The following is a 25,346-nucleotide window of genomic DNA, read 5'->3' as shown; positions in this document are numbered from 1 at the left end:
ATCGAGCTAAGGGGGTACCGCGCCGGGGGACGTCGCGTTGAAAGTGAAAGCTGTCAGCTTTGTGGCACCTTGGCTGGCAGCTTTCGCATTGCTCTTTGCCGGTCCCTTCGCCGCTTCTGCCGACGAATTCCGCACCCCTTCGATCTCGGCCGTGCGCGTCGAATGGCGCGCGGTGCTCGATCAACTCCGCGCCGAGATCAATAGCCAGCCTTCGATCGCTGCAAACTTCACCTTTGCGAGCCAGCGCCGCGTGCCTTCGCACGATCCGCGCTCGAGGCCCGCACTGGTGCAATTGAATGCGATCACCTCGGAGCTTTTCCTTGGCATCGGCCGTAGCCCGATCCCGGTGCTCTTGCCGTTCGATGCCGCAAGCTATCTCGTGGCACGGCAGAGCGGCACGCCGGAAAGCTTGCCGGTTTCACGCTATCAGGCGGACTTTCGTCCGGCCGATCTCTTCCATGCGGGAGCCTCCGGGTATGACGCGATGTTCGCACTCGAGCCCGGCGCAGGAGACGGCATGCCGCGGCGGACATTGCAAGACCGGTCGAGGTGCATATCACCGGCTCGCTGCTTCTCTATGATCTCAACGATCGGCTCGGCGGCAAAGGCGAACCGGTCAAATCGCTCTCAGCACAATATCCCGATATCCGCCGCGTCATGCGCGAAGGCTATGTGCGCTACGCCTTCACCCGCTTCGGCGTGCCGTATGTGGTCTCAATTCACTGCCTCGATAGCACGCCGCGGCCGCGGCGGCTGGCCTGCCGCGAGGCATATCCGGTCGCCGAGCGTTTCCTGAAGGCGCTGCGCATCGCCGGCGGACAGCCCTCGCGGCTGCGGCGGGACATCGCCTCGGTCAGCGCCGAGCGGCCCGCCACCGCTTCAGCCGACTTCACCTACCGGCCGAGCGGCGACATCGTCGCCAATAGCGGTTACCACAAGCAGGCCGGCCGCACCGACCTGACCGTTTATTCGCAAATCCGCTTTCCGCTGGCGAAGGCAACGGCCTTCGTCCATTCGCAATCATTCGGCAAGCGCGCCGACCAATATCCCTGGCAGGACAGTTTTTGCGAGGCGCGCAGTTTCGAAGTCGGCCAATGCGCCAGCGGCTTTGGTCACCAGGGGCAGGATATCCGCCCGGCCGCCTGCCCGCCCAACCAGGACGGCGGCGAACCCTGCGATCCGAAGCGGCAGGCGATCGTCGCGGTGCGCGATGGCGTCGTGATCCGTTCACCGGGCCAGCAGGGGGTGACGCTGCAGGTCAACACCCAGACCGAACATATTCGCTTCCGCTACATGCATATGAATCCGTCAGCGATGGATGCGGACGGCCTTCTCAACGGACGCCGCGTCACGGAAGGCGCAAAGATCGGCGTGGTCTCGAACTATCTCGATCATCCCAATGGCACCACGCGCCACCTGCATTTCGACGTCCAGGTCTTCACGCGCGACGGCTGGCTCTGGGTCAATCCCTACACCACGCTGGTCTCGGCCTATGAACGCCTGATCCGCGGCCGGGGCCGCGAGATCGGCCCCGAACCGCCGGCGGCCGCGGCGGTCGCACACGCGCGGCCGGAAGACGTGATCCAACGGCTCGATCCGCACGAAGGCGGCGGCAACTAGTCCCGAACCGTAAGCGGATAAAGGCGCTGCAAAATTTCGCGTGCGGGGCGCACTCTCTCCACGTCGTGGTACTCGATCCTGTTACTCGATCAAGGTGGTGAGCTGCGCGCCCTCATCCGCCACGAACACGGCAATCAACTCCGCGGGCTCGGTGTTGCTCGCATTGGCTGAGACCAGGTGCGTCGCGCCCGGCGGCTCGAAGAAGGACTGACCGACCTTGAACGTCTCGAGCGGTCCGCCGCCAAGCTGCGAGCGGATTTCGCCCTTGGTGATATAGGCCGTCACCGAGCCCGCATGCCGATGCGCGCGCGTGAAACCTCCGGGGCCGTAGAACACGCGCACGATGGTGACCCGCTTGCCCGGCACGTTTGGCAGGGCATACGAGCCGATCGGCTCGACCTTGTCGAGCGGCGATCCCTCGGCAGCATTCGCGCAAAGTGGCGCGATGGCGCCGGATAGCGTGTCCATCATCGCCGGCAACGTCTTTGCGGTGACCAGGGCACAGGCAAGACCAGCAATGACCGCAAGCGAAATCGGTCGCGTGGGTGCAAAAGGAGTTGTCGCCAGCATCGATGTCATGTTGCTCTCCTTTGGAGAAAGACGTTATTCGCCCCCTCCGCCTTTCGGTTTCATGATGCGGCCGCGCCGACCGCCGATGGCTTCCGCGCCGGCGGCGTCCAGCGATAGGCGACGCCGTACCTGTTCCAGACGTTGATCGCCGCGATCGCCGAAGTGAGATAGCTTAGTTCCTGCTCGGAGAATTCCGCGCGCGCCTCGGCATAGACCTCGTCATTCACGCCATCGCCCAGCTTCGTCAGCGCTTCGGTCCACGCGAGCGCCGCCCGCTCCCGGCTTGAGAATTGCGGAGCGTCGCGCCAGACCACGACAAGATTGAGCTTGTCGGCTGATATGCCGAGGCTCTCGGCCTGCAGGATATGAAACTGCACGCAGAAGGCGCAGCCGTTGATCTGCGAGGCGCGCAGCTTGACCAGTTCGAGCAACTGTTTGTCGAGCCCTGCCTTGGCCGCCATCCGACCCAGCGCCCGCACCGCATCGCAAACATCGGGTGCAAGCTTCTGAAAGTCGGCGTATTCGGTTCTCGCCTGTGACATCAGTATCGCCCCATGTTATCAGTATGCTGATACATTATCAGAGCACTGATATGGCGCGCAAGGCTGCACGATCCACCGGCAAGAAATCGGTCACGGTTCGTAAAACGTCAAAAGGCGGAAAATCGAAAAATCCCGCTCGGAACAGGAAAACGCGCGCCGAGAAAGATCCGGCGCTCGCGACGAGCCGTCCGCCGCCGCCCGGCCAGGGCAAGCGCGGCGAGCAAGGCTATCTCGCTTACCTCCTGCGGCAGGCTCAGGCGGCGACGCGCCTGACGATGGAACGGGCGCTGGGCACGCTCGGCGTCACCCCGCCGCAATTCGTCGTGCTGACGATGCTGCGCGCCTATCCCGGGCTGTCCGGCGCAGATCTCGCGCGGGTGGCGCTGCTGACGCCGCAGACCGTCGGCGTCATCATCCGCAATCTCGAACGCGACGGCGCGATCAGGAAGACGCCGCATCCGGTCCACGGCCGCGTCCTGCAGTGGACGCTAACCCGGCGCGGAACGGCGCTCCTGGAAAAATGCCGCCGCCACGCCCATGCCGTGGACCGGCGCCTGGCGAAGGGGCTCACCCCCAGGGCGGAACTAATCGTGCGGCGCTGGCTGTCCAAAATCGCCACAGACCTGCAGGATAGCTAGGTTCCCGCGGCGTCATGCCCTTTTGGTACGCGCTGGTGGCATTGCTAGATTGAGATCATGAAGCAGCTTGATTCTTTGAAATCCCTTACGCGCCGGGCTTTCCTGCAAGGCAGCATCGCGGCTGGCAGCCTGCTTGCCGGTCCGTTCGCGGCGCTGGCCGCAGCACCACCCGGCTTCGACCAATGGCGCGACAATTTCCGCGCCCGCGCGCTCGCCAAGGGAATCTCGGCGGCGACCTGGACGCGGGTGATGGGCCGCATCGAGCCCGACATGAGCGTGTTCCGGCAGATGCAGAAGCAGCCGGAATTCAATGAGCAGATATGGCAGTACATCAACCGCCGCGTCTCCGACTGGCGCGTCGTCAATGGCCGAGAGGCGCTCAAGAAGAACGAGGCGCTGTTCGCGCGGATCGAGAAGGATTTTGGCGTCGAGCGCGGCACGCTGCTGGCGTTGTGGGGCGTGGAATCCGCCTACGGCGATCCGCTGGTGCAACAGAACCACATGAAGCCGGTGTTCCCTGCGCTCGCCGCGCTCGCCTGGAATGAGCCACGTCGCAAGGCCTATTGGGAGACCGAGCTGATCAACGCGCTCAAGATCGTCGACCGCGGCTGGAGCACGCCGGAGGAGATGCGCGGCTCCTGGGCCGGCGCCATGGGGCATTCGCAGTGGATGCCGGAAGTGTGGCTCAATGTCGGTTTCGACTATGACGGCGATGGCAAGGTCTCGCCATTCGGCCGGCCGGACGATGCACTCGGATCGACCGCGAAATACCTCGTCAACCGCGGCAAATATCACCGCGGGGAGCATTGGGGCTATGAGGTCCGTACCAATGGCAGCACGAGCGGCAGCCGTACCTATGCGGCCTGGGCCAGCGCCGGCGTCACCCGCGCCGACGGCCAGCCATTCCCGCAGCCGAATGCATCGGCGCAACTATGGATTCCAGTCGCGGGCGGCCCCGCCTTCCTGTTGGGTCCGAATTTCTATGCCGTGCGCAGCTACAACCCCTCGATGAACTATGCGCTGGCGATCTGCCACCTCGGCGACCGCATCCTCGGCGCACCGCCCTTCCACCAGCCCTTCCCCGGCTCCGAGCGCGCGCTGACGCTAGCCGAAGTGCAGGAAATGCAGACGCGGCTGACAAAGGCCGGCTTCGACACCGGCGGCACCGACGGCCGGGTCGGCAATGACACGATGAAGGCGATCCGCGATTATCAGACCAAGATGAGCCTGCTGCCCGCCGACGGTTATGGCGGGCTGAAGGTGCTGGCGCGGTTGAGACAGGGCAGTTGACGCGCCGTCATTGCGAGGAGCGAAAGCGGCGAAGCAATCCATTGCTTCCACGTATGGAGGGTTGGGCTGCTTCCGCCTTTGCTCGTTGAGCTACGGCGAACAAGTCGCTGCGCAATGACGCGTGCGTCACGCCTTGCGTGTTATGGCACCTGCATTCATGCCACCGTCGATGACGAGCTCGGTCCCCGTCACATAGCGCGACGCATCTGAGGCCAGATACAGCACACCGGCCGCGATCTCCGCCGCCTGGCCGGCGCGGCCGAGCGGAGTTGCAAGCTTCGCGCGCTCTTCCGGGTCGATCGGCGCGTTCGCCCGGTTCCCCGTCGCCTCCGCCGGGATCTTGCCCCAGATCGGGGTGTCGATGATGCCGGGATGCACCGAGTTGACGCGGATGCCGTCTCCCGCCGCGGCGCATTCCATCGCGACCGCCTTCGCAAACAGCCGCACGGCGCCCTTAGTCGCAGAGTAGCCGGCAAGACCTGCCGCGCCGCGGAGGCCCGCGAGCGAGGACATCATGACAAACGATCCGCCGCCAGTTTTCCGCATCAGCGGCAGGCCATATTTCACCGAGAGAAAAACGCCGTCGAGATTGATGGACGTCTGCCGGCGCCAGTCGCCAAACGTCATGTCGACGATCGAGGGAACAGCGATCGCGATGCCGGCATTGGAGACCAACAGATCGAGCCGGCCGAACCGCTGCTCGATGTCCGCAATGACCTCCACCCAGCGGGCCTCGCTGGTCACGTCCTGCTGCAGAAACACAGCTTTGCCGCCGGCCTTGTTGATGCCAGCGACGAGTTCCGGTCCGCGGAGCTCGTCGATATCGGTTGCCACGACCGTGGCCCCCTCCTGGGCCAGCAATTCCGCGATCGCCGCGCCAATGCCCGAGGCTCCGCCGGTGACCAGGGCCACCTTGCCTTCAACCTGTCCTGCCATGTGCTCTCCCCGACTGTTTTCTTATCTGATCACCGTGGGCCCCTGATCGGGGACCGCGACGTCGAGCACACGCAATTGCACACGTTCGGTGCCTTGCCAACGGTCGATCGCAAGCGAGCCTGCGACATGGAGCGGCTGGCCGCGATTCTGGACCAGCGCATTGCCGAGCTTTTGGCCGACGGAACGGAAGGCCATGCCGTTCACGATCGAGCCGTCGCCCGATTTGAAGCGCAGCCGCAAATGCGCCTGCCCGACTTCATCGGCATAGACGAGCTGGTGTGACGGCAGCGCGATCACCGGCTCCGGATTGCCGCTGCCGAACGGGCCGGCGCGGTTCAGCATCGCGGCAAATTCCACTGTTACGGCGCGTGCGCTCACGGCGCCGTCGATGAACAATTCATTCTCGTGACGCGAATTGGCGACGTCGGCGGCGAGCACGCTTTCCAGATAGGCGCGGAACTCCGCCAGCTTTTCCTTTCGCAGCGTTATGCCCGCGGCCATCGCATGGCCGCCGCCCTTGACCAGCAGGCCGTCCGCCACCGCCTGCCGCACCGCCTTGCCGAGATCGACGCCACCGATCGAACGACCCGAGCCGGTGCCGATGCCGCCCGGCTCGAGCGCGATGGCAAAGGCCGGCCTGCCGAATTTCTCTTTCAGGCGCGACGCTACAAGACCGACAACGCCGGGATGCCAGCCCTCGGCGGCCGTGACGATGACGGAGCCCTTGTCTTCCAATCCGAGCGAGGCCAGCGCCTCCGCCTCGGCCTGCGCTTCGGCGGCCTGCTCGATGAGGCGCCGCTCGCTGTTGAGGCGGTCGAGCTCGGCCGCGATCCGCGCTGCCTCCGAGGTGTCGGCTTCCAGGAGCAGCCGCACGCCGAGGTCCGCGCGGCCGATCCGGCCACCGGCATTGATCCGCGGCCCCAGCATGAAACCGAGGTGCCAGGCCTCCGGCGGCCCGTTGAGCCGGGCCACGTCCATCAGCGCGGTGTGCCCGACATGGTCGCGTCTGCGTAGCGCGATCAGCCCCTTGGCGACCAGGGCGCGGTTGAGCCCGATCAGCGGCGCAACGTCGGCCACTGTCCCAAGCGCGACGTGATGCAGCATTCCCAGCAGATCCGGCTCCGGCATTTCCGAAGTCCAGAAGCCGCGCTGGCGCAATTCCCGATTCACCGCGACGAGCGTCACCAGCACGAGGCCGACGGCTGCGAGATGGCCGAGGCCAGAGAGATCGTCGGGCCGGTTCGGATTGACCAGCGCGTCGACCTCAGGCAGCACCTCGCCGCATTGATGGTGATCGATGACGACCACGGACATGCCGAGCCGCCGCGCCTCCGCCAGCGGCTCCAGGCTCGTGGTGCCGCAATCTACGGTGACCAGCAGCGTCGCCCCCTTGGCCGCGAGCGCACGCACAGCCTCCGTGTTCGGGCCATAGCCCTCGAACAGGCGATCGGGAATGTGGATCAGCGGATCGAGCCCGCAATGCCGCAAGTGCCAGGCGAGTAGCGCTGCCGAGGTCGCGCCGTCGACGTCGTAGTCGCCGAAGATCGCGACCTTCTCATTGCGCGTCGCCGCATCCGCGATCCGCTTTGCCGCCACCTCCATCTCGGTCACGGTGAAGGGATCCGGCATCAATTTGCGGATGGTCGGATCGAGGAAATCCGGCACGTCATCGATCGCGACGTCGCGGCCCGCGAGCACCCGCGCCAGCATTTCCGGCAGTTGGTGGCGCTGCGCGATCGCGAGCGCGCGCGCAGCACCCCGCGCGTCCAGGCGGTCGCGCCAGAATTTGCCGGTGAGCGAGCGCGCTACGCCGAGAAAGGCCGGCGGCATCTCCACAGGCAGGATGGGTGTGTGCAGCGTCATAACGGTCCCGACGACGAATAGCGCTGGCAAGCGAGCGAATCAGTGTTGCCATCCTCGACCCTGAGCGCGCGATCGCGAAGCGCTGCGAGGCGGTTTTGCCCACTTTTCGCAGGGGACCGACCGGCGCTGACCTGGCGCTGACTTGGCTTGCAGGGGTGTCGACGTTTCGTCGGGCGGTGCCAGGAGGGGGAACACAACTGGAATCAGCGAAGTGCCAAAATAAAGTGCAGCGCTACATAGGCGGCAATTTCGGAAATTAAGCCGACGTTAGCCGAAATCCCCGAGAAAGGATGTGTGTTTAATGTGCGATTTCTTGGTTCCGTTCGGTCCGCTTGCAGCGGTCAAAGGCATAACGCAGGGGAAGTCCGCCCATGTCCATCGCGCTCCCGCGCGCGAAATCAATCGCGAGCGAATCGGCGGTCTCGCCCGACATCGACGATGAATCCGACATCTCGGCGTTGATCGCGCGACTGACTGCTGAGGTCAACCAGATCGCCTGCGAGAAGACCAGGTCGATTCAGAAGATCACCAACCAGATGAAGATGCTGGCGCTGAATGCGCTGATCGAAAGCTCGCGCGCCGGCGCGCAAGGCGCGGGCTTTGCAGTAGTGGCGCAAGAGGTGCGCGGCGTCGGCCAGCAGGTCGAAACCATCGCGCGCGAGCTCGAGACGCAGCTGACGCGGCGCACCGGTAGTCTCATGAGCTCGATCGAGCGCATGACCGACCGCTCGCGCGGCGAGCGCATGATGGACCTGTCGCTCAACGCGATCGAGCTGATCGACCGCAACCTCTATGAACGCACCTGCGACGTGCGCTGGTGGGCGACCGACTCCGCCGTCGTCGACTGCGCCGCGTCACCGCAACCGGCAGTCGTCGCGCACGCTTCCGATCGGCTCGGCGTGATCCTTTCCGCCTACACCGTCTATCTCGATCTCTGGCTTTGCGACCTCGAGGGCAATGTGCTCGCCAACGGCCGCGCCGATCGCTTCAAGGTGATCGGCCAGAACGTCGCGACCACGAAATGGTTTCGCCAGGCGCGCGACCTGCGCTCGGGCGACGACTATGTCGCCGGCGACATCGAGAGCCAGCCGCTGCTCGGCAACGCCCAGGTCGCGACCTATTGCGCCAGCGTCCGCGAGGGCGGCAAGGCTCACGGCAAACCGACCGGCGTGCTCGCGATCCATTTCGATTGGGAGCCGCAGGCGCGCGCCATCGTCCGGGGCGTGCGCGTCGGCGCCGCCGACAAAGCGCGCGTGCTGCTGATCGATTCCAATTTCCGGGTGATCGCGTCTTCCGACGGCAAGGGCCTTCTGACCGAGCACCTCTCGCTGTCGCTGAACGGCCAGCGCAGCGGTTTCTACCAGGACCGTTCCGGCCCGTTGGTCGCCTTCCACGCCACGCCGGGCTACGAGACCTACAAGGGCCTCGGCTGGTACGGCGTCATTCTCTGCGGGGCGGCGTCCTAGAGCGTGATGACTTTTCTTCGAATCGTCATCCCGCTCTAGCTCTTTGTTTGAGCATAATCTCCGCGCAAACGCTTCGCGTTTGTCGCGAGGGAAAACCGGTTTCCACTTTTCCGGATCATGCTCTAGCGCTAGCAGCCCATACGATCGGCGATCGCGCCGAAATCCTTGGCGACGATGTCCCAGTCGCCGGTTGCTTCGAAGTCGACTTTCTGCAGCGGGCCGTATTCGGTCGGACGCGCCACAAAGGCGGTCTTCAGGCCGTTCTGTTGCGCATGCTTGAGGTCGCCGTTATGCGCGGCCACCATCATCACCTGCTCCGGTGGCAGGCACAGCAATTTCGCGGCGCCAAGATAGGTTTCGGGATCGGACTTGTAGTGCTCGAACAGTTCGGCCGACATGATGAGGTCCCAGGGAAGGCCTGCGAACTTCGCCATGTTGGTCAAGAGCGCAACGTTGCCGTTCGAGAGCGGCGAGATGATGTATTTCGTCTTCAGCCGCGTCAGCCCCGCAACGCTGTCGGGCCACGGATGCAGGCGGTGCCATCCCATCGTCAGGTAATGCAGGTCCGCGTCCGTCAATCCCTTGATGCCCTGCTGCTCGACCAGCTTCTCCAGCGAGCGGCGGTGCAGCGCGTCGAGGATGACATAGCCGCGTTCGGGATGTTTGCGCACCTCGTCCATCGAGGCGACATAGACCGCCCGCCAGCCGTCAACGAGGGCGGTCCAGTCGGCTTCGATGCCGCGCGTCTTGGACCACTTCGTGAAGTCGTTGATCAGGCTGGTGCGCCAGTCGACGACGGTGCCGAACACGTCGAACACCAGCGCCTTCACTGCCGAAAGATCGGCCATGCTTGCCTCCGTTTTGTTCTTGTCATTCCGGGATGCGCCGCGAGGCGCGGGCCCGGAATCCATTTTTGCCGCATGGTTATGGATTCCGGGTTCGCGCTTCGCGCGCCCCGGAATGACGGCTCCGCCTCAGTCGAGATGGAACTTCTCGAGCTGGCGGTGCTCCGCCTTGATGTAGCGCACGGTGCCGGTGACCGAGCGCATCACCACGGTCTCGGTCTCGATCGTGTCCTTCTTGAACTTCACGCCCGTCAGCAGCGAGCCCGTGGTGACGCCGGTGGCTGCGAACAGACAGTCGCCGCGCGCCATGTCCTCGATGCCGTAGATCATCTTCGGATCGGTGATGCCCATTTTATGCGCGCGCTCGCGCTTCTCCTCGCTGTCGAGGATGAGGCGGCACTGCATCTGGCCGCCGATGCAGCGCAGCGCGGCGGCCGCCAGCACGCCCTCAGGCGCACCGCCGGTGCCCATGTAGATGTCGACGCCGGTTTCATCCGGGTTGGTGGTGTGGATCACGCCGGCCACGTCGCCGTCGGTGATCAGGCGCACGGCGGCGCCGGTCGAGCGGATGCTTGCGATGATGTCGGCATGGCGCGGACGATCGAGCACCAGCGCTGTTATCGCCGATGCCGGCACACCCTTGGCCTTGGCGAGCCGCTGGATGTTGTCGGCCGGCGACGCGTCGAGCTCGATCACGTTCTTGGCGTAGCCTGGACCGATCGCGATCTTTTCCATGTAGACGTCGGGCGCGTGCAGCAGCGTGCCGCCATCGGCCATCGCCATCGTGGCGATCGCGCCCGGCATGTTCTTCGCGCAGAGTGTGGTGCCTTCAAGCGGGTCGACGGCGATGTCGACCTGCGGCCCGGCGTTGAGCCCGACTTTCTCCCCGATGAACAGCATCGGCGCCTCATCGCGCTCGCCCTCGCCGATCACGACGGTGCCCTCGATCGGCAATTTGTTGAGCTCGCGGCGCATCGCGTCGACCGCGGCCTGGTCGGCCGCCTTCTCCTGGCCGTGGCCGCGCAGCCGCGCGGCCGACACCGCCGCCCGCTCCGTGACCCGCACGATTTCGAGCGTGAGAATGCGCTCGAGCAAGAGCTGCGGCGGGACGGAAATATGGGTCGACATCTCAGCACTCCTTCAGCCTTCGGGCCCCTCGCCCGCATTCAATCATCTAACGTAGAAGGCGTTCGCTATCGCACACTAATTTTTCTCAATTCGGATCACCTGTGGGCGACCACTGATGACCCTGTCACGCTGCACCGCCTTGAGCGCCCGATGAACCGCGTCTTCAGTGGTCGCATAGGTAATCAGAATGACCGGAACTGGTGAAGCTTTTTTGGCCGAACCGTTAACATCGCTGCCATTGCGGTGGCGCTGCACGATGGATTCCAGCGAAATCTTCTGTTCCGCGAGCCGTGTTGCGATGGTCGCGGCGGTGCCGGCGTGGTCGCGGGCCAGAAGGCGGATGTAATAGCCGCCCTCATGGCGCTCCATTGGCGCCTTTGTTGTCGCACGCAGGCTTTCGACCGGCCGGCCGAACGGCGTTGCGCGGATGCCGCGCGCGACGTCGGCGATATCGGCAACCACGGCGGATGCGGTCGCCGCCCCACCCGCGCCCGGCCCGACCAATGTGATCGGCGGAATGCCCTCGCCGTCGATCGTCACGGCATTGGTCACGCCCATCACTTGGGCAATCGACGAAGATTTCGGCACCATCGTCGGATGCACACGCTGCTCGATGCCCTTTGCAGTTCGAACCGCAACGCCGAGCAGCTTGACGCGATATCCGAGTTCCTCCGCCGCACGCAGGTCTTCGGGCGTGATCGAGGAAATGCCTTCGACATAGACAGCGGTTTGCGCGACCTTGGTGCCGAAGGCGAGGCTCGCCAGGATCGCGAGCTTTTGCGCGGTGTCGTGGCCATCGACATCGAACGACGGATTGGCTTCGGCATAACCGAGCCGCTGCGCGTCCTTCAAACATTCCTCGAACGACAATCCCTCATGCTCCATCCGCGTCAGGATGTAGTTGCAGGTGCCGTTGAGGATGCCGTAGACGCGGTTGACGCTGGTGCCGGAGAGCCCCTCGCGCAGTGTCTTGATCACGGGAATGGCCGCGCCGACCGCGGCCTCGAAATTCAGCGCGCCACCGTTCTGCTCGGCGGCCTTGGCGAGCTTCAACCCGTGCTTGGCGATCAGCGCCTTGTTGGCTGTCACCACCGACTTGCCGGCCTTCAGTGCAGTCTCGATCGCCGAGAAGGCGGGATCATCGGCGCCGCCCATCAATTCGACGAAACAGTCGACATTGGAATCCTCGGCCAGCGCCTGCGGGCTTTCAACCCAGTCGATGCCGCGCAAATCGAGCCCGCGCTTCTTCGCCTTCGACCGCGCGGTGACCGCGACGACGCGCACGCCACGGCCGCTGCGCGCCGCCAGGGTGGCTCGCTGCTGCTCAATCAGGCGGACGACTTCGGCGCCAACGGTGCCGAGCCCCGCTATGCCCACTTTAAGCGGTGCAACCATTACAAAACCTGCTGGAAGGATTAGCGCCGGTTGGCGAGAGGAACCACGTTGTGCAACGTTTCGATGCCGCTTTCAAGGAAGCGGCGCACGCCGCGCGCGGCCTGGCGAATACGTTGCTCGTTTTCCACCATCGCGATGCGGACAAAGCCTTCGCCGTGCTCGCCGAAGGCAACGCCGGGCGACACCACCACGCCGGACTTCTCCACCAGCAGGGTTGCGAACTGCATGCTGCCGACTTCCTCGAACGCTTTCGGAAGCGGCGCCCAGGCGAACATCGATGCTTGCGGCGGCGGGATATCCCAGCCGGCGCGGCCGAACGCTTCCACCAGCGTGTCGCGCCGGCGGCGATAGGTCTCGCGCATTTCCCGGATACAGTCGTCCGGCCCGTTCAGCGCCGCGGTCGCGGCTACCTGGATCGGCGTGAAGGCGCCGTAATCGAGATAGGATTTCACCCGCGCCAGCGCCGCGATGATGCGCTCGTTGCCGACCGCAAAACCCATGCGCCATCCAGCCATCGAATAGGTCTTCGACATCGAGGTGAACTCGACGGTCACGTCCATCGCGCCCGGCACCTGCAACACCGACGGCGGCGGATTGTTCTCGTCGAAATAAACTTCGGCGTAAGCGAGATCCGACAGGATGAATATCTCGTGCTTCTTCGCGAACGCGACCAGATCCCTGTAGAAGTCGAGATCGGCGACATAGGCAGTCGGGTTGGACGGATAGCAGACCACGAGCGCGAGCGGCTTGGGGATCGAATGGATGATCGCGCGCTCCACCGCCTCGAAGAATTGCGGCGTCGGCTCCGACGGCACCGAGCGGATCACCCCGCCCGCCATCAGGAAGCCGAAGGCATGGATCGGATAGCTCGGGTTGGGACACAGGACGACGTCGCCGGGCGCGGTGATCGCCTGCGCCACATTGGCAAAGCCCTCCTTGGAGCCCAGCGTCGCCACCACCTGGGTGTCCGGATTGAGCTTCACGCCGAAGCGCCGCCCGTAATACGCAGCCTGCGCCTTGCGGAGGCCGTTGATGCCGCGCGAGGCCGAATAGCGGTCGGTCCGTGGCTTGCCGAGGGTTTCCTTGAGCTTGTCGATCACATGTGGCGGCGTCGGCAGGTCCGGGTTGCCCATGCCCATGTCGATGATGTCGGCCCCGGCATTGCGCGCGGCTGCCTTGGCCTGATTGACCTTCTCAAACACGTAAGGCGGCAGACGGCGAATGCGATAAAACTCTTCCATGGGACCTTTGCTCCGACGGCCGGCACGACAGAATCGCGGGCGTTCACGCGTTCTGCCGAAACCAAGCCCGGTTTGGCCCGGAAATTACGCCCAATCAATGACTTAGGGCGTCTCCAGACGCAAAATCTGGGCTCGGCGACCGGATATGCGGTTGAATTCAAGCTGTTTTAGCATGTAGCGGTGGCAGCGCCAGTGATTAGAGCGTTTTCGAGCGAAGTGGACACCGGTCCGCGCGAAGAAAACGCGTCAAACCAAGAAGCCAGCGCGCAGCCCCGTCACTTGCCGGCGTTTTGCGCCGCCGCAGCCTGGCGCGCTCGCGCGGCGATCAGCTCGGCCTCGATCTTGGCCTGCTCCGCCGGCTTCATCGGCGCTTCCTCACGATCCGGCGGCATGTCGTGGACAGGGAGATAGCCGTTGGCCTCCTTCGGACGCGCCGGGGCATCGGCCGGCAGTCCGACCCCGGGAAGATCCGCAATCGACGTGGAGCAGCCGCCAAGCGCAATCGCCGACCCGATCAGCGCACCGATCGCGAGCAGCCTTGTCATTCGATCGACACGCATACGTCCGGAAGTCCCCACTTGCCGGTAACTAATCACTGGTACGAGCCTTGCGGCGACAAATCGTCTGATAGCGTCAGCCCTGTCTCCTTTCAAACCATTGTCGCCCGAAACGACTAAGCGTGAACAACAAATCCGATTGATGCGGCTTCAATGTGTCGGAACTGGGAGGAATTTGTCGCAGTGCAACAATGCAAAACCCTAGAAAAATCCTACATCGTCCTTGCCGCACCGCGCGATGACGCGGCCGAATTGAAGCGATAGTGTCGACTGCATGAGCGACGTTAGCATCGAAACCCAGGCCGCGAACAAGTTCGACGGCGAAGCTTTCGCGATGAACCTTGCGCGCGCGCTGGAGAGCTCTGGCCAGGCGCTTGCCGCCTATCTGAAGCCGCGCGAGGGCGCTGACATCAAGGAGAAGACGGGAGGCGAGTTTGCCGAGGTGATCAAGACCTTCACCACGGTCGCCGAATACTGGCTCTCCGACCAGGATCGGGCCACCGAACTGCAGACCAAGCTCGGCAAGGCCTATCTCGACCTGTTCGGCTCCGCCGCCCGCCGGATGGCCGGCCAGGAAGCCAAGGCCGCGATCGAGCCACCACCGCGTGACAAGCGCTTCGCCGACCCGGAATGGCGGTCGAACCAGTTCTTCGACTTCATCCTGCAACTCTATCTGCTCACCACGCAATGGGCGCAAGACCTGGTGCGCAACGCCGAGGGCGTCGATCCGCACACCCGCAAAAAGGCAGAGTTCTACGTCCAGCAGATCACCAACGCGCTGGCGCCGTCGAATTTCGTCCTGACCAATCCCGAAGTGCTGCGCACCACGGTGGAGACGAACGGCGACAACCTCGTTCGCGGTATGAAGATGCTGGCCGAGGACATCGAGGCTGGCCACGGCACGCTGCGGATCCGCCAGTCCGACCCGACCAACCTTGTAGTCGGCGTCAACATGGCGATGACGCCGGGCAAAGTGATCTATCAAAACGATTTGATGCAGCTGATCCAGTACTCGCCGACCACGGAGACGGTGTTGCGCACGCCGCTCCTGATCGTGCCGCCCTGGATCAACAAGTACTACATCCTCGATCTCAGGCCGGAGAAGTCGTTCATCAAGTGGTGCGTCGACCAGGGACTGACCGTTTTCGTGATCTCCTGGGTCAATCCCGATCGCGAACTCGGCAAGAAGACCTTCGCCGACTACATGACCGAAGGCCCGCTGACCGCGATGGACGTCATCGAGAAGGTGACGGGCGAGATGAAGGTTCACACCGTCGGCTATTGCGTGGGCGGCACCCTGCTCGCGGCGACGCTTGCCTGGCTCGCCGAGAAACGCCGGGTGCGCGCCACGTCGGCCACGTTCTTCGCGGCCCAGGTCGACTTCACCCATGCCGGCGACCTCCTGGTATTCGTCGACGAGGACCAGATCTCCGCGCTCGAGCGCGACATGGAGCAGCGGGGCGTGCTCGAGGGCAGCAAGATGGCGATGGCCTTCAACATGCTGCGCTCGAACGACCTGATCTGGTCCTATGTCGTCAGCAACTATCTGAAGGGCCAGCCTCCTTCCTCCTTCGACCTCCTGCACTGGAACTCCGACGCGACGCGGATGCCGGCGGCGAACCATTCCTACTACCTGCGCAACTGCTATCTGGAAAACCGGCTGTCCTCCGGCAGCATGGTGCTGGACAACACGCTGCTCGATCTCTCCAAGGTGAAAGTGCCGGTCTACAACCTCGCGACCCGCGAGGATCACATCGCGCCGGCCGAATCGGTGCTGTACGGCTCACAGTTCTTCGGCGGGCCGGTGAAATATGTGCTGTCCGGTTCCGGCCATATCGCCGGCGTGGTCAACCCGCCTACGGCCAACAAGTACCAGTACTGGACCAACGACAACATCAGGGACGCCAAGCTTTCCGACTGGCTGAAGAGCGCCAAGGAGCACAAGGGATCGTGGTGGCCCGATTGGCGCGAATGGCTGGCAAGCATCGATGCCGAGACAGTCCCTGCCCGCGCGGTCGGCTCGGAGGCGCTGCCGCCGATCGAAGAAGCCCCCGGCAGCTATGTCCAGGTGCGCGCATAGCGCGATGCACGCACCTTCGGTATAGTCAAGCGTCCGCCTGGAGCAAAAAAATCATCACGCTCTAGACGCGACGCGGATCAATCGAGGGGAAACCAATGACGCGTGAACTGTTCTGGCTGACGCTGACGGTAATTCTGACCGGCGTGCTGTGGGTCCCCTACATGATCAACCGCTGCCAGGTCCGCGGCCTCACGGGCAGCATGGCCAATCCGTCGCGCAACGACAAGCCTCAGGCCGAATGGGCGAACCGACTGATGTTCGCGCACGACAACGCGGTCGAGAACCTCATCGTTTTCGCCCCGCTGGTCCTGATCCTCAACGCAATCGACTATTCCAGCACATGGACGGTGCTCGCCTGCGCCGTCTATTTCTGGTCGCGCGTCGCACATCTGATCGTCTACACGCTCGGCCTGCCGGTGTTCCGCACCCTTGCCTTCGTCATCGGCTTCCTCGCCCAAGCCGTGCTCGCCCTTGCGATCTTCAGGGCGTTCTGAGCAGCGCTAGACGCCGTCATGGCCGGGACGAGCCTGGCCATGACGCCAACAAGTGTCAGCGCTACTTCTCGGGCAGCCCCAGCATCAGCCGCATGTTTTGCACCGCCGCGCCCGAGGCACCCTTGCCCAGATTGTCTAGGCGCGCGACCAGCACGGCCTGATGGTGCTTGTCGCTGGCAAAGACGTACAGCTCGAGCATGTTGGTCTCGTTCAGCGCTTCCGGCTCGATCCGCCCGCTCTTGGCGGCCTGGTTGTCAAGCGGCATAACCGAGACGTAGCGGCTTCCGGCATAGCGTTTCGCCAGCGCAGCGTGGAGGTCGGCCGCGCTGGGTTTGCCCGGCAGCGTCTCGAGCTGCAACGGTACCGACACCAGCATGCCCTGCCGGTAGTTGCCGACCGACGGCACGAAAATCGGCCGCCGCGTCAGCCGCGAGTAAAGCTGCATCTCCGGCACGTGCTTGTGCTCGAAGCCGAGACCATATAGTTCGAAAGCTGGCGCCGTGCCGTCCTCGAAACTTGTAATCATCGACTTTCCACCACCGGAATAGCCGCTGACGGCGTTGATGGTGACCGGGTAATCCGCAGGCAGCAGGCCGGCGTCGACCAGCGGGCGGAGCAGCGCGATCGCGCCGGTCGGATAGCAGCCGGGGTTGGAGACCTTGCGAGCGGTGCGGATCTTGTCCGCCTGATCCGGCGCGAGCTCCGGAAAGCCGTAAGCCCAGTCGCTGGCCACACGAAACGCCGTCGACGCGTCGAGCACCCGGGGTGCCGCGGCGCCCATGCTGTCGATCAGCGCAACGGTCTCCTTCGCGGCATCGTCCGGGAGGCAGAGGATCACGAGATCCACCTCTTCCATCAGCGCACGCTTGGCGCCTGCGTCCTTGCGTTTTTCTTCGGCAATGCTTTTCACCACCACATCGCTCTGCAGCCGAAGCCGCTCGTTGATGCCGAGGCCCGTTGTCCCACTGGCACCGTCGACGAACACGGCGGGCTTGGCGGAGCTGCCGACGGTCGCGGATGGCTTGACGTCAGAAAGGCTCATGGCTCGCTCCTTTCGAGCTTGTTCGGTTCAGTTGCAAAGACCTGCGGCCGCGCTTGCCGCATCAGATGGGCAATCTGCCGCGCGTCCGCATCGGCCTGCGAGGCGAGCGCGCCCGCCACCGCCACGTAGTCGGTTTCGGATTTGTGCTGGTTGAGCTTGAAGCTACCCTCGACCTCTTCAACCGTCATCTCAAGGCCCACGATTGCCTTCTTCATCGCTTCCAGCCGCGCGGCGGTCATCTTCGACGACGTCCACGGCTTCTTCGGCAGCAGCCGATTCTCGAACTTGGCGCTGAGCGTATCGATCTGCACCGCAAGCTCATCATCCGACAGCGGCCGCACCGGACCGCTCAGATGCACAGCCTGATAAAGCCAGGTCGGCACCTGATCCGGCGAGACGTACCAGTCCGCCGACACATAGGCATCCGAACCGGTGACGGCCAGCAGCCAGGACGAAGTCCCCGCAAGCTTTATCAGCGGATTATGACGGGCAAGATGAAACACCGCGCGCGGCGTGCCGTCCGCGGCATAGGACAAATAGAACGGCAGCAGCGAGGCGATCGGCTTGGCGCCGTCCCAGGCGCAGACAAGGCCGAACCCGCGCGCTTCCGCAAAGGCGAGACTTGCGGCGCGGTCAGGCTTGAACGGCGGTGGCGTATACATGTCGAACTCCGGAGGTGGCTAGGAGCCGCCAGATCGACCGCGTTTCTTTTTTGAGGAAAGATGCCGCGGAAAGTGATCCGGCGGCAGAGGCGATGATCTTAAACGCAGACGACCGCCCATACCGCGCGAGCGCGGCGGCGGCGAACGATGGGGTTGGTCGCGACGTGGATCATGCGTGAGGCTATAGGGGTGCGGGGCCTGATCGTCAAGGCGCAACGCTGTCATTCCGGGGCGACGCGGCAGCGTCGAACCCGAAATCCCGCGCCATAACTTCTGGATTCCGGGTTCGCGCGCTAAAGGCGCGCGCCCCGGAATGACCAGTGTGGGGCCAATTCAGATCACCGGATTCCACGGCGCCGGGATCACCCGGTAGCCATTGCCGTCCTTCTCGATATTGGCGAGGCCGGGGAATGGATAGTGGAAGCCCTGCAATTGCAGCTTCTCTGCGGCCACCATGTCGTAGATCCGGCGACGGGTCTTTTCGGCCATGTCGGCGTCCTGGTCGAAGAAGGCGTGCCAGCCCGGATTGGTCGCAAACGGATTCGGATTGTTGGTGACGTCGGACTGGACGAATACCTTCCCCGAACCCGACGACAACACGTAGGAGGTGTGGCCCGGGGTGTGACCGACGGTCTCGACCGCGAGCAGTCCCGGCGCGACCTCCTTGCCCCATTCGTAGGGCGTCACCTTCTTCTGAAGGCTCGCCTCGAAGATGCTGCGGTTGTTCTTGAAAAGGTTCTGCATGCGACCGGCCGGGGCGCGGCTCATCTCGCCATCGTCCATCCAGAACTTCCACTCCACCGCAGGCACCAGCACCTCTGCGTTCGGAAACGCCGGCGTGCCGTCCGCCGTCAACAGGCCGTTCACATGGTCGCCGTGGAAGTGCGAGATCACGACCATGTCGACCGCCTTGGGATCGAATCCCGCCGCAGTCATATGGTCGATGAACAATCCGTTGGCGCCTTTGCTGTTGACCTTGGCCGCGGGGCCGTTGCCGGTGTCGAGCACGATGAGCTTGCCGCCGCTGTTGATCACCAGCGGGGCGAAATGGATCGTGAAGACATCGCGCGGCAGGAACGCCTTTTCCAGTGCCGCATTCACTTCGTCCTTCTTCGCATTGAGGATGAAAGAGTCTTCCAGCTTGAAGACGTTCTTGCCGTCGGACACCACGGTGACCTGGATGTCACCGACCTTGTAGCGGTAGAAGCTCGGCGCCTGCTTGTCCGCGAGCGGCGCCGTGGCCTGTGCGGGAATGTTCGGCAACAGTGGCGCAGCAGCAATGGCAGCTGCGCCCGTGAGGGCGTGACGACGTGTGATTTCCATGATGCTCTCCCAGTGAAACGATGACCGCGGTATGTCCGCGTTGGCCTCCTGCAGGGACCTATCTACCGGAAAATGGAGCGCCCGGTATCGTCGGGGCTAACCCCCGCCTCGGCCGCTTATTCCACGCTTCACACCGTTCGCCACAACCACTCGGCGATGTGCGCCATCACGTCGCCGAACAGCAGCAGTACCGCGGACCACACCAGCGCCGAGACGAAATTGGCGATCTGGAACGGCCAATATGACATCTCGAAGATACCGGCTGCGAGCGGAACCGAGGCGCGCAAGGGCCCGAAGAAGCGACCGATGAAAATGCTGGGCACGCCCCACTTGCGCACGAAGGCCTCGCCGCGCGGCAGGATCTCCGGATAGCGCGATAGCGGCCACATCTGCGCGACCTTTTCCTTGTAGCGGTAGCCGAACCAATAGGAGACCCAGTCGCCGAGCGCCGCGCCGATGCCGCCGGCGACCCAGACCGGCCAGAAGTTGATACCGCTCACCCCAATCAGCGCACCGATCGCCACTAGCGCGCCCCAGGCCGGGATCAGCAGCGAAACGAAGGCGAGCGACTCGCCGAAAGCCAGCACGAGCACGATTGGCGCGGCCCAAATCTGGTGGTGGCGCACGAAATCGGCCACGGCACGCGCAAACTCTTCCATATATTGAATGCCTTCCCCGCCCCGCTTCTACGGCTTGAACCTTTCTGCGGGTTCATAGCCTAAGGACAGGTAAGCCAGCCCCTTGCGTGACAATCAAGTCACAAAGCCGAAGGAAGGGGCGTGATTTCAGCTCCGGCCCCAAAGGGCCACGCGTTTTCCCAGAAGATGAGGTTTTTGATGATTGGTTCGTTGATGATGTGCGTGAGTGCTGTCGTTCTGCTGCTCGGAATGCTCGGCGGCATTGCCATGGGCATCCAGCAAAACTTCACCCTGGCGCCCGCCCACGCGCATCTGAACCTCGTCGGCGGGGTGCTTTTGTTCCTGTTCGGGCTCTACTACCACCTGATTCCGGCCGCCGGGGCGACGATGCTGGCGCGGATCCAGGGCTGGATGCACATCCTGGGCGCGATCCTGTTCCCCGCGGGCGTGGCCGTCGTGCTCCTGAAGGGATCCTCGTTCGAGATCGCACCGGTCGCAGGCGCTTTGCTGGTGGTCGCCTCGATGGTGCTGTTCACCCTCATCGTGTTCCGGACCTCGCGCGCCTGACCAAGGGTTCCTATCTACCTCTGTGACGGCCGGATGAAGGGGATCGGTTGCTCTCCTCCCGGCCGTCACTTTTTAAGCCTATCCGTGGCATAGTCAGATTGACCGATTCGCTGCGCGCCGTTCGCGCAACCTATGAAGAGCCATGTCCAAATCACTGAAATCCGCTGCAAAAACGAAGTCCAACAACGACCTGTTTACCGGTGCCGACCCCAAAGGCCGGGCGCCGCTGAAGGTCGCTGCGCGGTCGGGTTCCGGCGAGGCTGACTATACCGCTGCCGATATCGAGGTGCTCGAAGGGTTGGAACCAGTCCGACGGCGACCCGGCATGTATATCGGCGGCACGGACGAAAAGGCGCTGCACCATCTGTTCGCCGAAGTCATCGACAACTCCATGGACGAGGCGCTGGCGGGGCATGCCACCTTCATCGAGGTGGAATTGACCGCAGACGGGTTCCTGACGGTCACCGACAATGGCCGCGGCATCCCGATCGATCCGCACCCGAAATTCCCGAAGAAGTCAGCGCTCGAAGTCATCATGTGCACGCTGCATTCGGGCGGCAAGTTCGACTCCAAGGTCTACGAGACCTCGGGCGGCCTGCACGGCGTCGGCATTTCCGTGGTCAACGCCCTCTCTTCGCGGCTCGAAGTCGAGGTCGCGCGCAGCCAGAAGCTCCACCGCATGACGTTCGAGCGTGGCCACCCCAAGGGCAAGCTCGAAGACCTCGGCAAGGTCAGCAACCGTCGCGGCACGCGCATCCGCTTCAAGCCTGATACCGACATCTTCGGCGCCAAGGCCACGTTCAAGCCGCAGCGGCTGTTCAAGATGACGCGCTCGAAGGCGTATCTGTTCGGCGGCGTCGAGATCCGCTGGCACTGTGACCAGGAGCTCTTGAAAGGCGTTGAGGATGTGCCGGCGGAAGCGACCTTCCACTTCCCCGGCGGCCTGAAGGACTACCTCGCTGCCGCGATCCATGCCGACACGCTGGTGCATCCGGATATCTTCTCGGGCAAGTCGGGCCGCAACGGCGCCCACGGCGCCTGCGAATGGGCGGTGGCCTGGACGGCGGACGCCGACGGCTTCCTCTCCTCCTACTGCAACACGGTTCCGACTCCCGATGGCGGCACCCATGAATCCGGCATGCGCAGCGCGCTGCTGCGCGGCCTGAAGGATCACGCCGAACGCGTCGGCCAGGGCAAGCGGGCTGCATCCGTCACCTCGGAAGACGTCATGGTCGGCGCAGCCGTGATGCTCAGCGTGTTCGTGCGCGAGCCGGAATTCCAGGGCCAGACCAAGGACCGGCTGGCAACCGCGGAAGCCCAGCGCATCGTCGAGCAGGCGATCAAGGATCCGTTCGATCACTGGCTGTCGGGCAACCCGGTGCAGGCCAACAGGCTGCTCGATTTCGTGATCGAGCGCGCCGAGGAGCGGTTGCGCCGCCGCCAGGAGAAAGAGGTCGCGCGCAAGACCGCGGGCAAGAAGGCCCGCCTGCCCGGCAAGCTCGCCGATTGTACCGACGCCGGACTTGCAGGTTCCGAGCTCTTCATCGTCGAAGGCGACTCGGCCGGCGGCAGCGCCAAGCAGGCGCGCGACCGCAAGTTGCAGGCCGTGCTGCCCCTGCGCGGCAAGATTCTCAACGTCGCCTCTGCCGGCAAGGACAAGCTGATGGGCAATGTCCAGCTCAGCGACCTCGTGCAGGCGATCGGCTGCGGCACCGGCGCGCAATATCGCGAAGAGGATTTGCGTTATCAGCGCATCGTCATCATGACCGACGCCGACGTCGACGGCGCCCATATCGCGTCGCTGCTGATCACCTTCTTTTACCGCCAGATGCCGCGGCTGATCGACGAGGGGCACCTCTATCTGGCGGTGCCACCGCTCTACAAGCTCACCCACGGCTCCAAATCGGTCTACGCCCGCGACGACGCGCACAAGGACGCGCTGATCAAGAGCGAGTTCAATGCCAACGCCAAGGTCGAGGTCAACCGCTTCAAAGGCCTCGGCGAGATGATGCCGGCCCAGCTCAAGGAAACCACCATGGACCCGGCCAGACGCACCCTGCTCCGGGTCGTTCTGCTGGCCGACGACCGCGAGGGCACCGCCGATTCGGTCGAGCGACTGATGGGCACCAAGGCCGAGGCGCGCTTCGCCTTCATCTCGGACAAGGCGGAATTCGCCAGCGACGATCTGCTGGACGTCTAGCCTCCGCGTAACCCTATGTACGCGCGGCGGATTTCGACCCTACCGCGGTACCCGCGCCTTCCCCGGGGGCGAACAATACCGGAGCGTTTTCAGGTGAGTGTGCCTGTCCCGCAACAGCATTTACGGGTGAAATAGCTATAGTTTGCCCAGCTAAGAATGGAATCGACGCGGCCGTCAGGCGTTCGTCTAGCAAGTTGGGGAACTACACATGAAGAAATTGGCGCTCGCTGTGGCTACGGTTGCAGCACTGACGGGGTCGGCCTCGGCAGCTGATCTTGGCGCTCGGCCGTACACGAAAGCGCCCCCGCCGGTGGCGCCCGTCTACAACTGGACCGGCTTCTACGTCTTTGGCGGTGGTGGCGGCGGTCTGTGGGATGCCGACAGCAACATTGAAACCACCGTTGGCCAGATCCCCCTGTCGCGCGACACGCGGCTCGGCGGCGACGGCTGGTTCGGTACGGTCGGTATCGGCTACGACTGGCAGTTCAACGGCCGGTGGGTTGCCGGCGTGTTCGCCGACGGCCAGTTCGGCAGCCTTCACGGCTCGCTGACCGATCCGATCGGCAACATCGAGGGACGCGAGAAGCTTCGGACCAGCTACGCGGCTGGTGTGCGCCTCGGCTATCTCGTCGCACCGAATGTCTACTCCTATGTCAACGGCGGTTATTCGGGCTCGGAATGGTCGGGTACGACCATGAACGACCTGGCCGGGAACCCGACCGGCGTGACCACGGATTCGTTCCGTCGTGATGGCTGGTTCGTCGGTGGCGGCGTTGAGAACAACCTCGACATCTTCGGCATCAGCGCACCCGGCTGGTTCATGAAGACTGAATACCGCTCTGCGTTCTACGACCGCATCTCCCTGCCGGAATCGTTCCTCGGTGCGCCGACCGGAATTTCGACCACCTTCAAGCCCTGGGTGCAGACCATCAGCACCTCGATCGTCTATCGCTTCAACTGGGGCACCCCGGTCGTCGGCAGGTACTGATCTCTGCTAAACCAGCAGGCAAAAGCCCCGGCATTGTCCGGGGCTTTTTTGCGTCTGCGGCTTGTGCTCGTTGCAAGACTGACACGTCTGCGACAGCCGGGGTTGGCAAAGGCCGGGCCGAGTCGGCATCTTGCTCCTATCTCGGACAACAGAAGCGGAAAACAAACAATGGGAACGCCCCTCTTCGACCTTACGGGCAAGGTTGCGATCGTCACCGGCGGCAATGGTGGAATCGGGCTCGGGATGGCGCGCGGGCTAGCGGATGCCGGCGCGGCGATTGCCGTCGTCGGCCGCAACGCGGCGAAATCGGCGGCCGCGGTCGCTGAACTTGAGCAGCGCGGCGGCAAGGCCATTGCGGTCGCCGCCGATGTCGCCGACGGCAAAGCCGTCGCCGACCTGGTGGCGCGCGTCAAAGATGAGCTGGGCCGGATCGATATCCTCGTCAACAACGCCGGCATCAATATCCGCAAGCCGCCGGATGCGCTCGATATCGGCGAATGGGACAGCGTGATCGCGACCAACCTCACCAGCGCCTTCCTGTGCTCGCAGGCGGCCCATCCGGCGATGAAAGAGGCCGGCGGCGGCAAGATCATCAATATCGGCTCGATGATGTCGATCTTCGGCGCCAGCTTCGCGCCGGCCTACGCCGCGAGCAAAGGCGGCATCGTGCAGTTCACGCGCTCCTGCTCCTGCGCCTGCGCCTGGGCGGCCGACAACATCCAGGTCAACGCGATCCTGCCCGGCTGGATCGACACCGACCTGACCCGGCGCGGCCGCAACGAGATCGCCGGGCTGCATGAGCGGGTGCTGGCGCGTACGCCGGCGGCGCGCTGGGGCGATATCGGCGATCTCTCAGGGATCGCGGTGTTCCTCGCCTCGCCGGCTTCCGATTTCATCACCGGCACCGCCATCCCCGTCGATGGCGGCTATTCGATCATGGGCTAGGCTGTGTGGACTCTTGGGATTCTCAAATCAGATGGAACGTGATTCAAGGCTTTCTTTTAGGAGGAAGCCTTGGGCGTTACGGATCGGCTCGTTCTGAGCGACACGCAATGGGACCGTATCTCCGGCTTGATCATCGGTCGGCCGGACCAGCGTGGTTCGACAGGCCGCGACAACCGGATGTTTGTCGAGGGCGTGTTATGGATCGTGCGAACCGGTTCGCCGTGGCGTGATCTGCCCGAAGCGTTCGGCGAATGGAACAGCGTCTTCCGACGTTTCAGCCGGTGGAGCGCCAAGGGGGTCTGGCTAGGTATGTTCG

23 protein-coding genes and 1 pseudogene are annotated in these 25,346 nt (G+C 64.0%); 11 read left to right on the top strand and 13 right to left on the bottom strand.

Annotated features, from left to right (window positions below):
- Positions 1 to 37: 37 nt before the first annotated feature.
- Positions 38 to 1,620 (top strand): annotated as a pseudogene (locus K288_RS44455) (M23 family peptidase).
- A gap of 81 nt (positions 1,621 to 1,701) precedes the next feature.
- On the opposite strand, the gene K288_RS0102950 reads toward K288_RS44455, so the two are convergent.
- Both K288_RS0102950 and K288_RS0102945 read right to left on the bottom strand, forming a co-directional pair.
- Complete coding sequence (locus K288_RS0102950) at positions 1,702 to 2,199, bottom strand: cupin domain-containing protein (protein ID WP_027578242.1); 498 nt, start codon at positions 2,197 to 2,199, stop codon at positions 1,702 to 1,704.
- A 50-nt stretch (positions 2,200 to 2,249) separates the two neighbouring features.
- Positions 2,250 to 2,732: a carboxymuconolactone decarboxylase family protein gene (locus K288_RS0102945; protein WP_027578241.1), complete on the bottom strand. Its 483-nt coding sequence runs from the start codon at positions 2,730 to 2,732 to the stop codon at positions 2,250 to 2,252.
- A 50-nt stretch (positions 2,733 to 2,782) separates the two neighbouring features.
- Here K288_RS0102945 and K288_RS44450 point away from each other — a divergent pair, with 50 nt between their 5' ends.
- Complete coding sequence (locus K288_RS44450; protein ID WP_051334336.1) at positions 2,783 to 3,370, top strand: MarR family transcriptional regulator; 588 nt, start codon at positions 2,783 to 2,785, stop codon at positions 3,368 to 3,370.
- A gap of 57 nt (positions 3,371 to 3,427) precedes the next feature.
- The gene (locus tag K288_RS0102935; protein WP_027578240.1) at positions 3,428 to 4,660 is read left to right on the top strand and encodes a lytic murein transglycosylase; all 1,233 of its coding nucleotides are present in this window, start codon (positions 3,428 to 3,430) and stop codon (positions 4,658 to 4,660) included.
- A gap of 126 nt (positions 4,661 to 4,786) precedes the next feature.
- Here K288_RS0102935 and K288_RS0102930 read toward each other — a convergent pair whose 3' ends face one another.
- Together K288_RS0102930 and recJ are read right to left on the bottom strand one after the other, a co-directional pair.
- Positions 4,787 to 5,596: a glucose 1-dehydrogenase gene (locus tag K288_RS0102930; protein WP_027578239.1), complete on the bottom strand. Its 810-nt coding sequence runs from the start codon at positions 5,594 to 5,596 to the stop codon at positions 4,787 to 4,789.
- 21 nt (positions 5,597 to 5,617) lie between these two features.
- Positions 5,618 to 7,459 carry a single-stranded-DNA-specific exonuclease RecJ gene (gene recJ / locus K288_RS0102925; protein WP_027578238.1) on the bottom strand — a complete coding sequence of 614 codons (1,842 nt, stop codon included), beginning with the start codon at positions 7,457 to 7,459 and terminating at the stop codon, positions 5,618 to 5,620.
- Positions 7,460 to 7,830: 371 nt separating this feature from the next.
- On the opposite strand from recJ, the gene K288_RS0102920 reads away from it, so the two are divergent.
- Positions 7,831 to 8,925: a methyl-accepting chemotaxis protein gene (locus K288_RS0102920; protein ID WP_027578237.1), complete on the top strand. Its 1,095-nt coding sequence runs from the start codon at positions 7,831 to 7,833 to the stop codon at positions 8,923 to 8,925.
- A 128-nt stretch (positions 8,926 to 9,053) separates the two neighbouring features.
- Here the strand turns inward: K288_RS0102920 and K288_RS0102915 are convergent, their stop codons facing one another.
- The 5 genes from K288_RS0102915 to K288_RS0102895 all read right to left on the bottom strand — a co-directional run bounded on the left by K288_RS0102915 (position 9,054) and on the right by K288_RS0102895 (position 14,079).
- Positions 9,054 to 9,773: a haloacid dehalogenase type II gene (locus K288_RS0102915; protein WP_027578236.1), complete on the bottom strand. Its 720-nt coding sequence runs from the start codon at positions 9,771 to 9,773 to the stop codon at positions 9,054 to 9,056.
- Between the two features lie 126 nt (positions 9,774 to 9,899).
- Positions 9,900 to 10,898, bottom strand: coding sequence for a class II fructose-bisphosphatase (gene glpX / locus K288_RS0102910; protein WP_027578235.1), 999 nt, complete (start codon positions 10,896 to 10,898; stop codon positions 9,900 to 9,902).
- Between the two features lie 75 nt (positions 10,899 to 10,973).
- Complete coding sequence (locus tag K288_RS0102905) at positions 10,974 to 12,293, bottom strand: homoserine dehydrogenase (protein ID WP_027578234.1); 1,320 nt, start codon at positions 12,291 to 12,293, stop codon at positions 10,974 to 10,976.
- A gap of 20 nt (positions 12,294 to 12,313) precedes the next feature.
- A complete protein-coding gene (locus K288_RS0102900) occupies positions 12,314 to 13,534 on the bottom strand; it encodes an LL-diaminopimelate aminotransferase (protein ID WP_027578233.1) in 1,221 nt (406 codons plus the stop codon).
- Positions 13,535 to 13,809: 275 nt separating this feature from the next.
- A complete protein-coding gene (locus tag K288_RS0102895; RefSeq protein WP_027578232.1) occupies positions 13,810 to 14,079 on the bottom strand; it encodes a hypothetical protein in 270 nt (89 codons plus the stop codon).
- A 286-nt stretch (positions 14,080 to 14,365) separates the two neighbouring features.
- Here K288_RS0102895 and phaC point away from each other — a divergent pair, with 286 nt between their 5' ends.
- Together phaC and K288_RS0102885 are read left to right on the top strand one after the other, a co-directional pair.
- Entirely contained in the window at positions 14,366 to 16,171 is a 1,806-nt protein-coding gene (gene phaC / locus K288_RS0102890; protein WP_027578231.1) for a class I poly(R)-hydroxyalkanoic acid synthase, read from the top strand.
- Positions 16,172 to 16,266: 95 nt separating this feature from the next.
- Entirely contained in the window at positions 16,267 to 16,665 is a 399-nt protein-coding gene (locus tag K288_RS0102885; RefSeq protein WP_027578230.1) for an MAPEG family protein, read from the top strand.
- A 61-nt stretch (positions 16,666 to 16,726) separates the two neighbouring features.
- On the opposite strand, the gene argC is transcribed toward K288_RS0102885, so the two are convergent.
- The 4 genes from argC to K288_RS0102865 all read right to left on the bottom strand — a co-directional run bounded on the left by argC (position 16,727) and on the right by K288_RS0102865 (position 20,351).
- Positions 16,727 to 17,707, bottom strand: coding sequence for an N-acetyl-gamma-glutamyl-phosphate reductase (argC, locus tag K288_RS0102880; protein ID WP_027578229.1), 981 nt, complete (start codon positions 17,705 to 17,707; stop codon positions 16,727 to 16,729).
- Positions 17,704 to 18,369 (bottom strand): FMN-binding negative transcriptional regulator, encoded by a 666-nt coding sequence (locus K288_RS0102875; RefSeq protein ID WP_027578228.1) that lies wholly within the window; start codon positions 18,367 to 18,369, stop codon positions 17,704 to 17,706. The genes argC and K288_RS0102875 overlap by 4 nt, the downstream gene beginning before the upstream one ends.
- A gap of 333 nt (positions 18,370 to 18,702) precedes the next feature.
- Complete coding sequence (locus K288_RS0102870; RefSeq protein WP_027578227.1) at positions 18,703 to 19,692, bottom strand: MBL fold metallo-hydrolase; 990 nt, start codon at positions 19,690 to 19,692, stop codon at positions 18,703 to 18,705.
- Between the two features lie 128 nt (positions 19,693 to 19,820).
- Entirely contained in the window at positions 19,821 to 20,351 is a 531-nt protein-coding gene (locus tag K288_RS0102865) for a DedA family protein (protein ID WP_027578226.1), read from the bottom strand.
- A 120-nt stretch (positions 20,352 to 20,471) separates the two neighbouring features.
- Here K288_RS0102865 and K288_RS0102860 point away from each other — a divergent pair, with 120 nt between their 5' ends.
- The 5 genes from K288_RS0102860 to K288_RS0102840 form a co-directional block, all read left to right on the top strand.
- Complete coding sequence (locus K288_RS0102860) at positions 20,472 to 20,897, top strand: hypothetical protein (protein ID WP_244443048.1); 426 nt, start codon at positions 20,472 to 20,474, stop codon at positions 20,895 to 20,897.
- A gap of 142 nt (positions 20,898 to 21,039) precedes the next feature.
- Entirely contained in the window at positions 21,040 to 23,097 is a 2,058-nt protein-coding gene (gene parE, locus K288_RS0102855; protein ID WP_027578224.1) for a DNA topoisomerase IV subunit B, read from the top strand.
- A 208-nt stretch (positions 23,098 to 23,305) separates the two neighbouring features.
- Positions 23,306 to 24,085 (top strand): outer membrane beta-barrel protein, encoded by a 780-nt coding sequence (locus K288_RS0102850; protein ID WP_027578223.1) that lies wholly within the window; start codon positions 23,306 to 23,308, stop codon positions 24,083 to 24,085.
- A gap of 168 nt (positions 24,086 to 24,253) precedes the next feature.
- Positions 24,254 to 25,030 (top strand): SDR family oxidoreductase, encoded by a 777-nt coding sequence (locus K288_RS0102845; RefSeq protein WP_027578222.1) that lies wholly within the window; start codon positions 24,254 to 24,256, stop codon positions 25,028 to 25,030.
- A 69-nt stretch (positions 25,031 to 25,099) separates the two neighbouring features.
- Positions 25,100 to 25,346 (top strand): transposase (locus K288_RS0102840; protein WP_027578221.1); only part of this gene is annotated, 247 nt, incomplete at its 3' end.

Origin of the sequence: Bradyrhizobium sp. Ai1a-2, from assembly GCF_000426245.1 — a bacterium.
Classification (GTDB): Bacteria; Pseudomonadota; Alphaproteobacteria; order Rhizobiales; family Xanthobacteraceae; genus Bradyrhizobium.
Note: the sequence above shows the minus strand (reverse complement) of the source record. Positions and strands in the feature narration are given on the sequence as shown.

What these genes read in the sequence shown, in the direction of transcription:
- K288_RS0102950 (WP_027578242.1), bottom strand. Translation starts at nt 2,199, where the DNA reads ATGACATCGATGCTGGCGACAACTCCTTTTGCACCCACGCGACCGATT.
- K288_RS0102945 (WP_027578241.1), bottom strand. Translation starts at nt 2,732, where the DNA reads ATGTCACAGGCGAGAACCGAATACGCCGACTTTCAGAAGCTTGCACCC.
- K288_RS44450 (WP_051334336.1), top strand. Translation starts at nt 2,783, where the DNA reads ATGGCGCGCAAGGCTGCACGATCCACCGGCAAGAAATCGGTCACGGTT.
- K288_RS0102935 (WP_027578240.1), top strand. Translation starts at nt 3,428, where the DNA reads ATGAAGCAGCTTGATTCTTTGAAATCCCTTACGCGCCGGGCTTTCCTG.
- K288_RS0102930 (WP_027578239.1), bottom strand. Translation starts at nt 5,596, where the DNA reads ATGGCAGGACAGGTTGAAGGCAAGGTGGCCCTGGTCACCGGCGGAGCC.
- recJ (WP_027578238.1), bottom strand. Translation starts at nt 7,459, where the DNA reads ATGACGCTGCACACACCCATCCTGCCTGTGGAGATGCCGCCGGCCTTT.
- K288_RS0102920 (WP_027578237.1), top strand. Translation starts at nt 7,831, where the DNA reads ATGTCCATCGCGCTCCCGCGCGCGAAATCAATCGCGAGCGAATCGGCG.
- K288_RS0102915 (WP_027578236.1), bottom strand. Translation starts at nt 9,773, where the DNA reads ATGGCCGATCTTTCGGCAGTGAAGGCGCTGGTGTTCGACGTGTTCGGC.
- glpX (WP_027578235.1), bottom strand. Translation starts at nt 10,898, where the DNA reads ATGTCGACCCATATTTCCGTCCCGCCGCAGCTCTTGCTCGAGCGCATT.
- K288_RS0102905 (WP_027578234.1), bottom strand. Translation starts at nt 12,293, where the DNA reads ATGGTTGCACCGCTTAAAGTGGGCATAGCGGGGCTCGGCACCGTTGGC.
- K288_RS0102900 (WP_027578233.1), bottom strand. Translation starts at nt 13,534, where the DNA reads ATGGAAGAGTTTTATCGCATTCGCCGTCTGCCGCCTTACGTGTTTGAG.
- K288_RS0102895 (WP_027578232.1), bottom strand. Translation starts at nt 14,079, where the DNA reads ATGACAAGGCTGCTCGCGATCGGTGCGCTGATCGGGTCGGCGATTGCG.
- phaC (WP_027578231.1), top strand. Translation starts at nt 14,366, where the DNA reads ATGAGCGACGTTAGCATCGAAACCCAGGCCGCGAACAAGTTCGACGGC.
- K288_RS0102885 (WP_027578230.1), top strand. Translation starts at nt 16,267, where the DNA reads ATGACGCGTGAACTGTTCTGGCTGACGCTGACGGTAATTCTGACCGGC.
- argC (WP_027578229.1), bottom strand. Translation starts at nt 17,707, where the DNA reads ATGAGCCTTTCTGACGTCAAGCCATCCGCGACCGTCGGCAGCTCCGCC.
- K288_RS0102875 (WP_027578228.1), bottom strand. Translation starts at nt 18,369, where the DNA reads ATGTATACGCCACCGCCGTTCAAGCCTGACCGCGCCGCAAGTCTCGCC.
- K288_RS0102870 (WP_027578227.1), bottom strand. Translation starts at nt 19,692, where the DNA reads ATGGAAATCACACGTCGTCACGCCCTCACGGGCGCAGCTGCCATTGCT.
- K288_RS0102865 (WP_027578226.1), bottom strand. Translation starts at nt 20,351, where the DNA reads ATGGAAGAGTTTGCGCGTGCCGTGGCCGATTTCGTGCGCCACCACCAG.
- parE (WP_027578224.1), top strand. Translation starts at nt 21,040, where the DNA reads ATGTCCAAATCACTGAAATCCGCTGCAAAAACGAAGTCCAACAACGAC.
- K288_RS0102850 (WP_027578223.1), top strand. Translation starts at nt 23,306, where the DNA reads ATGAAGAAATTGGCGCTCGCTGTGGCTACGGTTGCAGCACTGACGGGG.
- K288_RS0102845 (WP_027578222.1), top strand. Translation starts at nt 24,254, where the DNA reads ATGGGAACGCCCCTCTTCGACCTTACGGGCAAGGTTGCGATCGTCACC.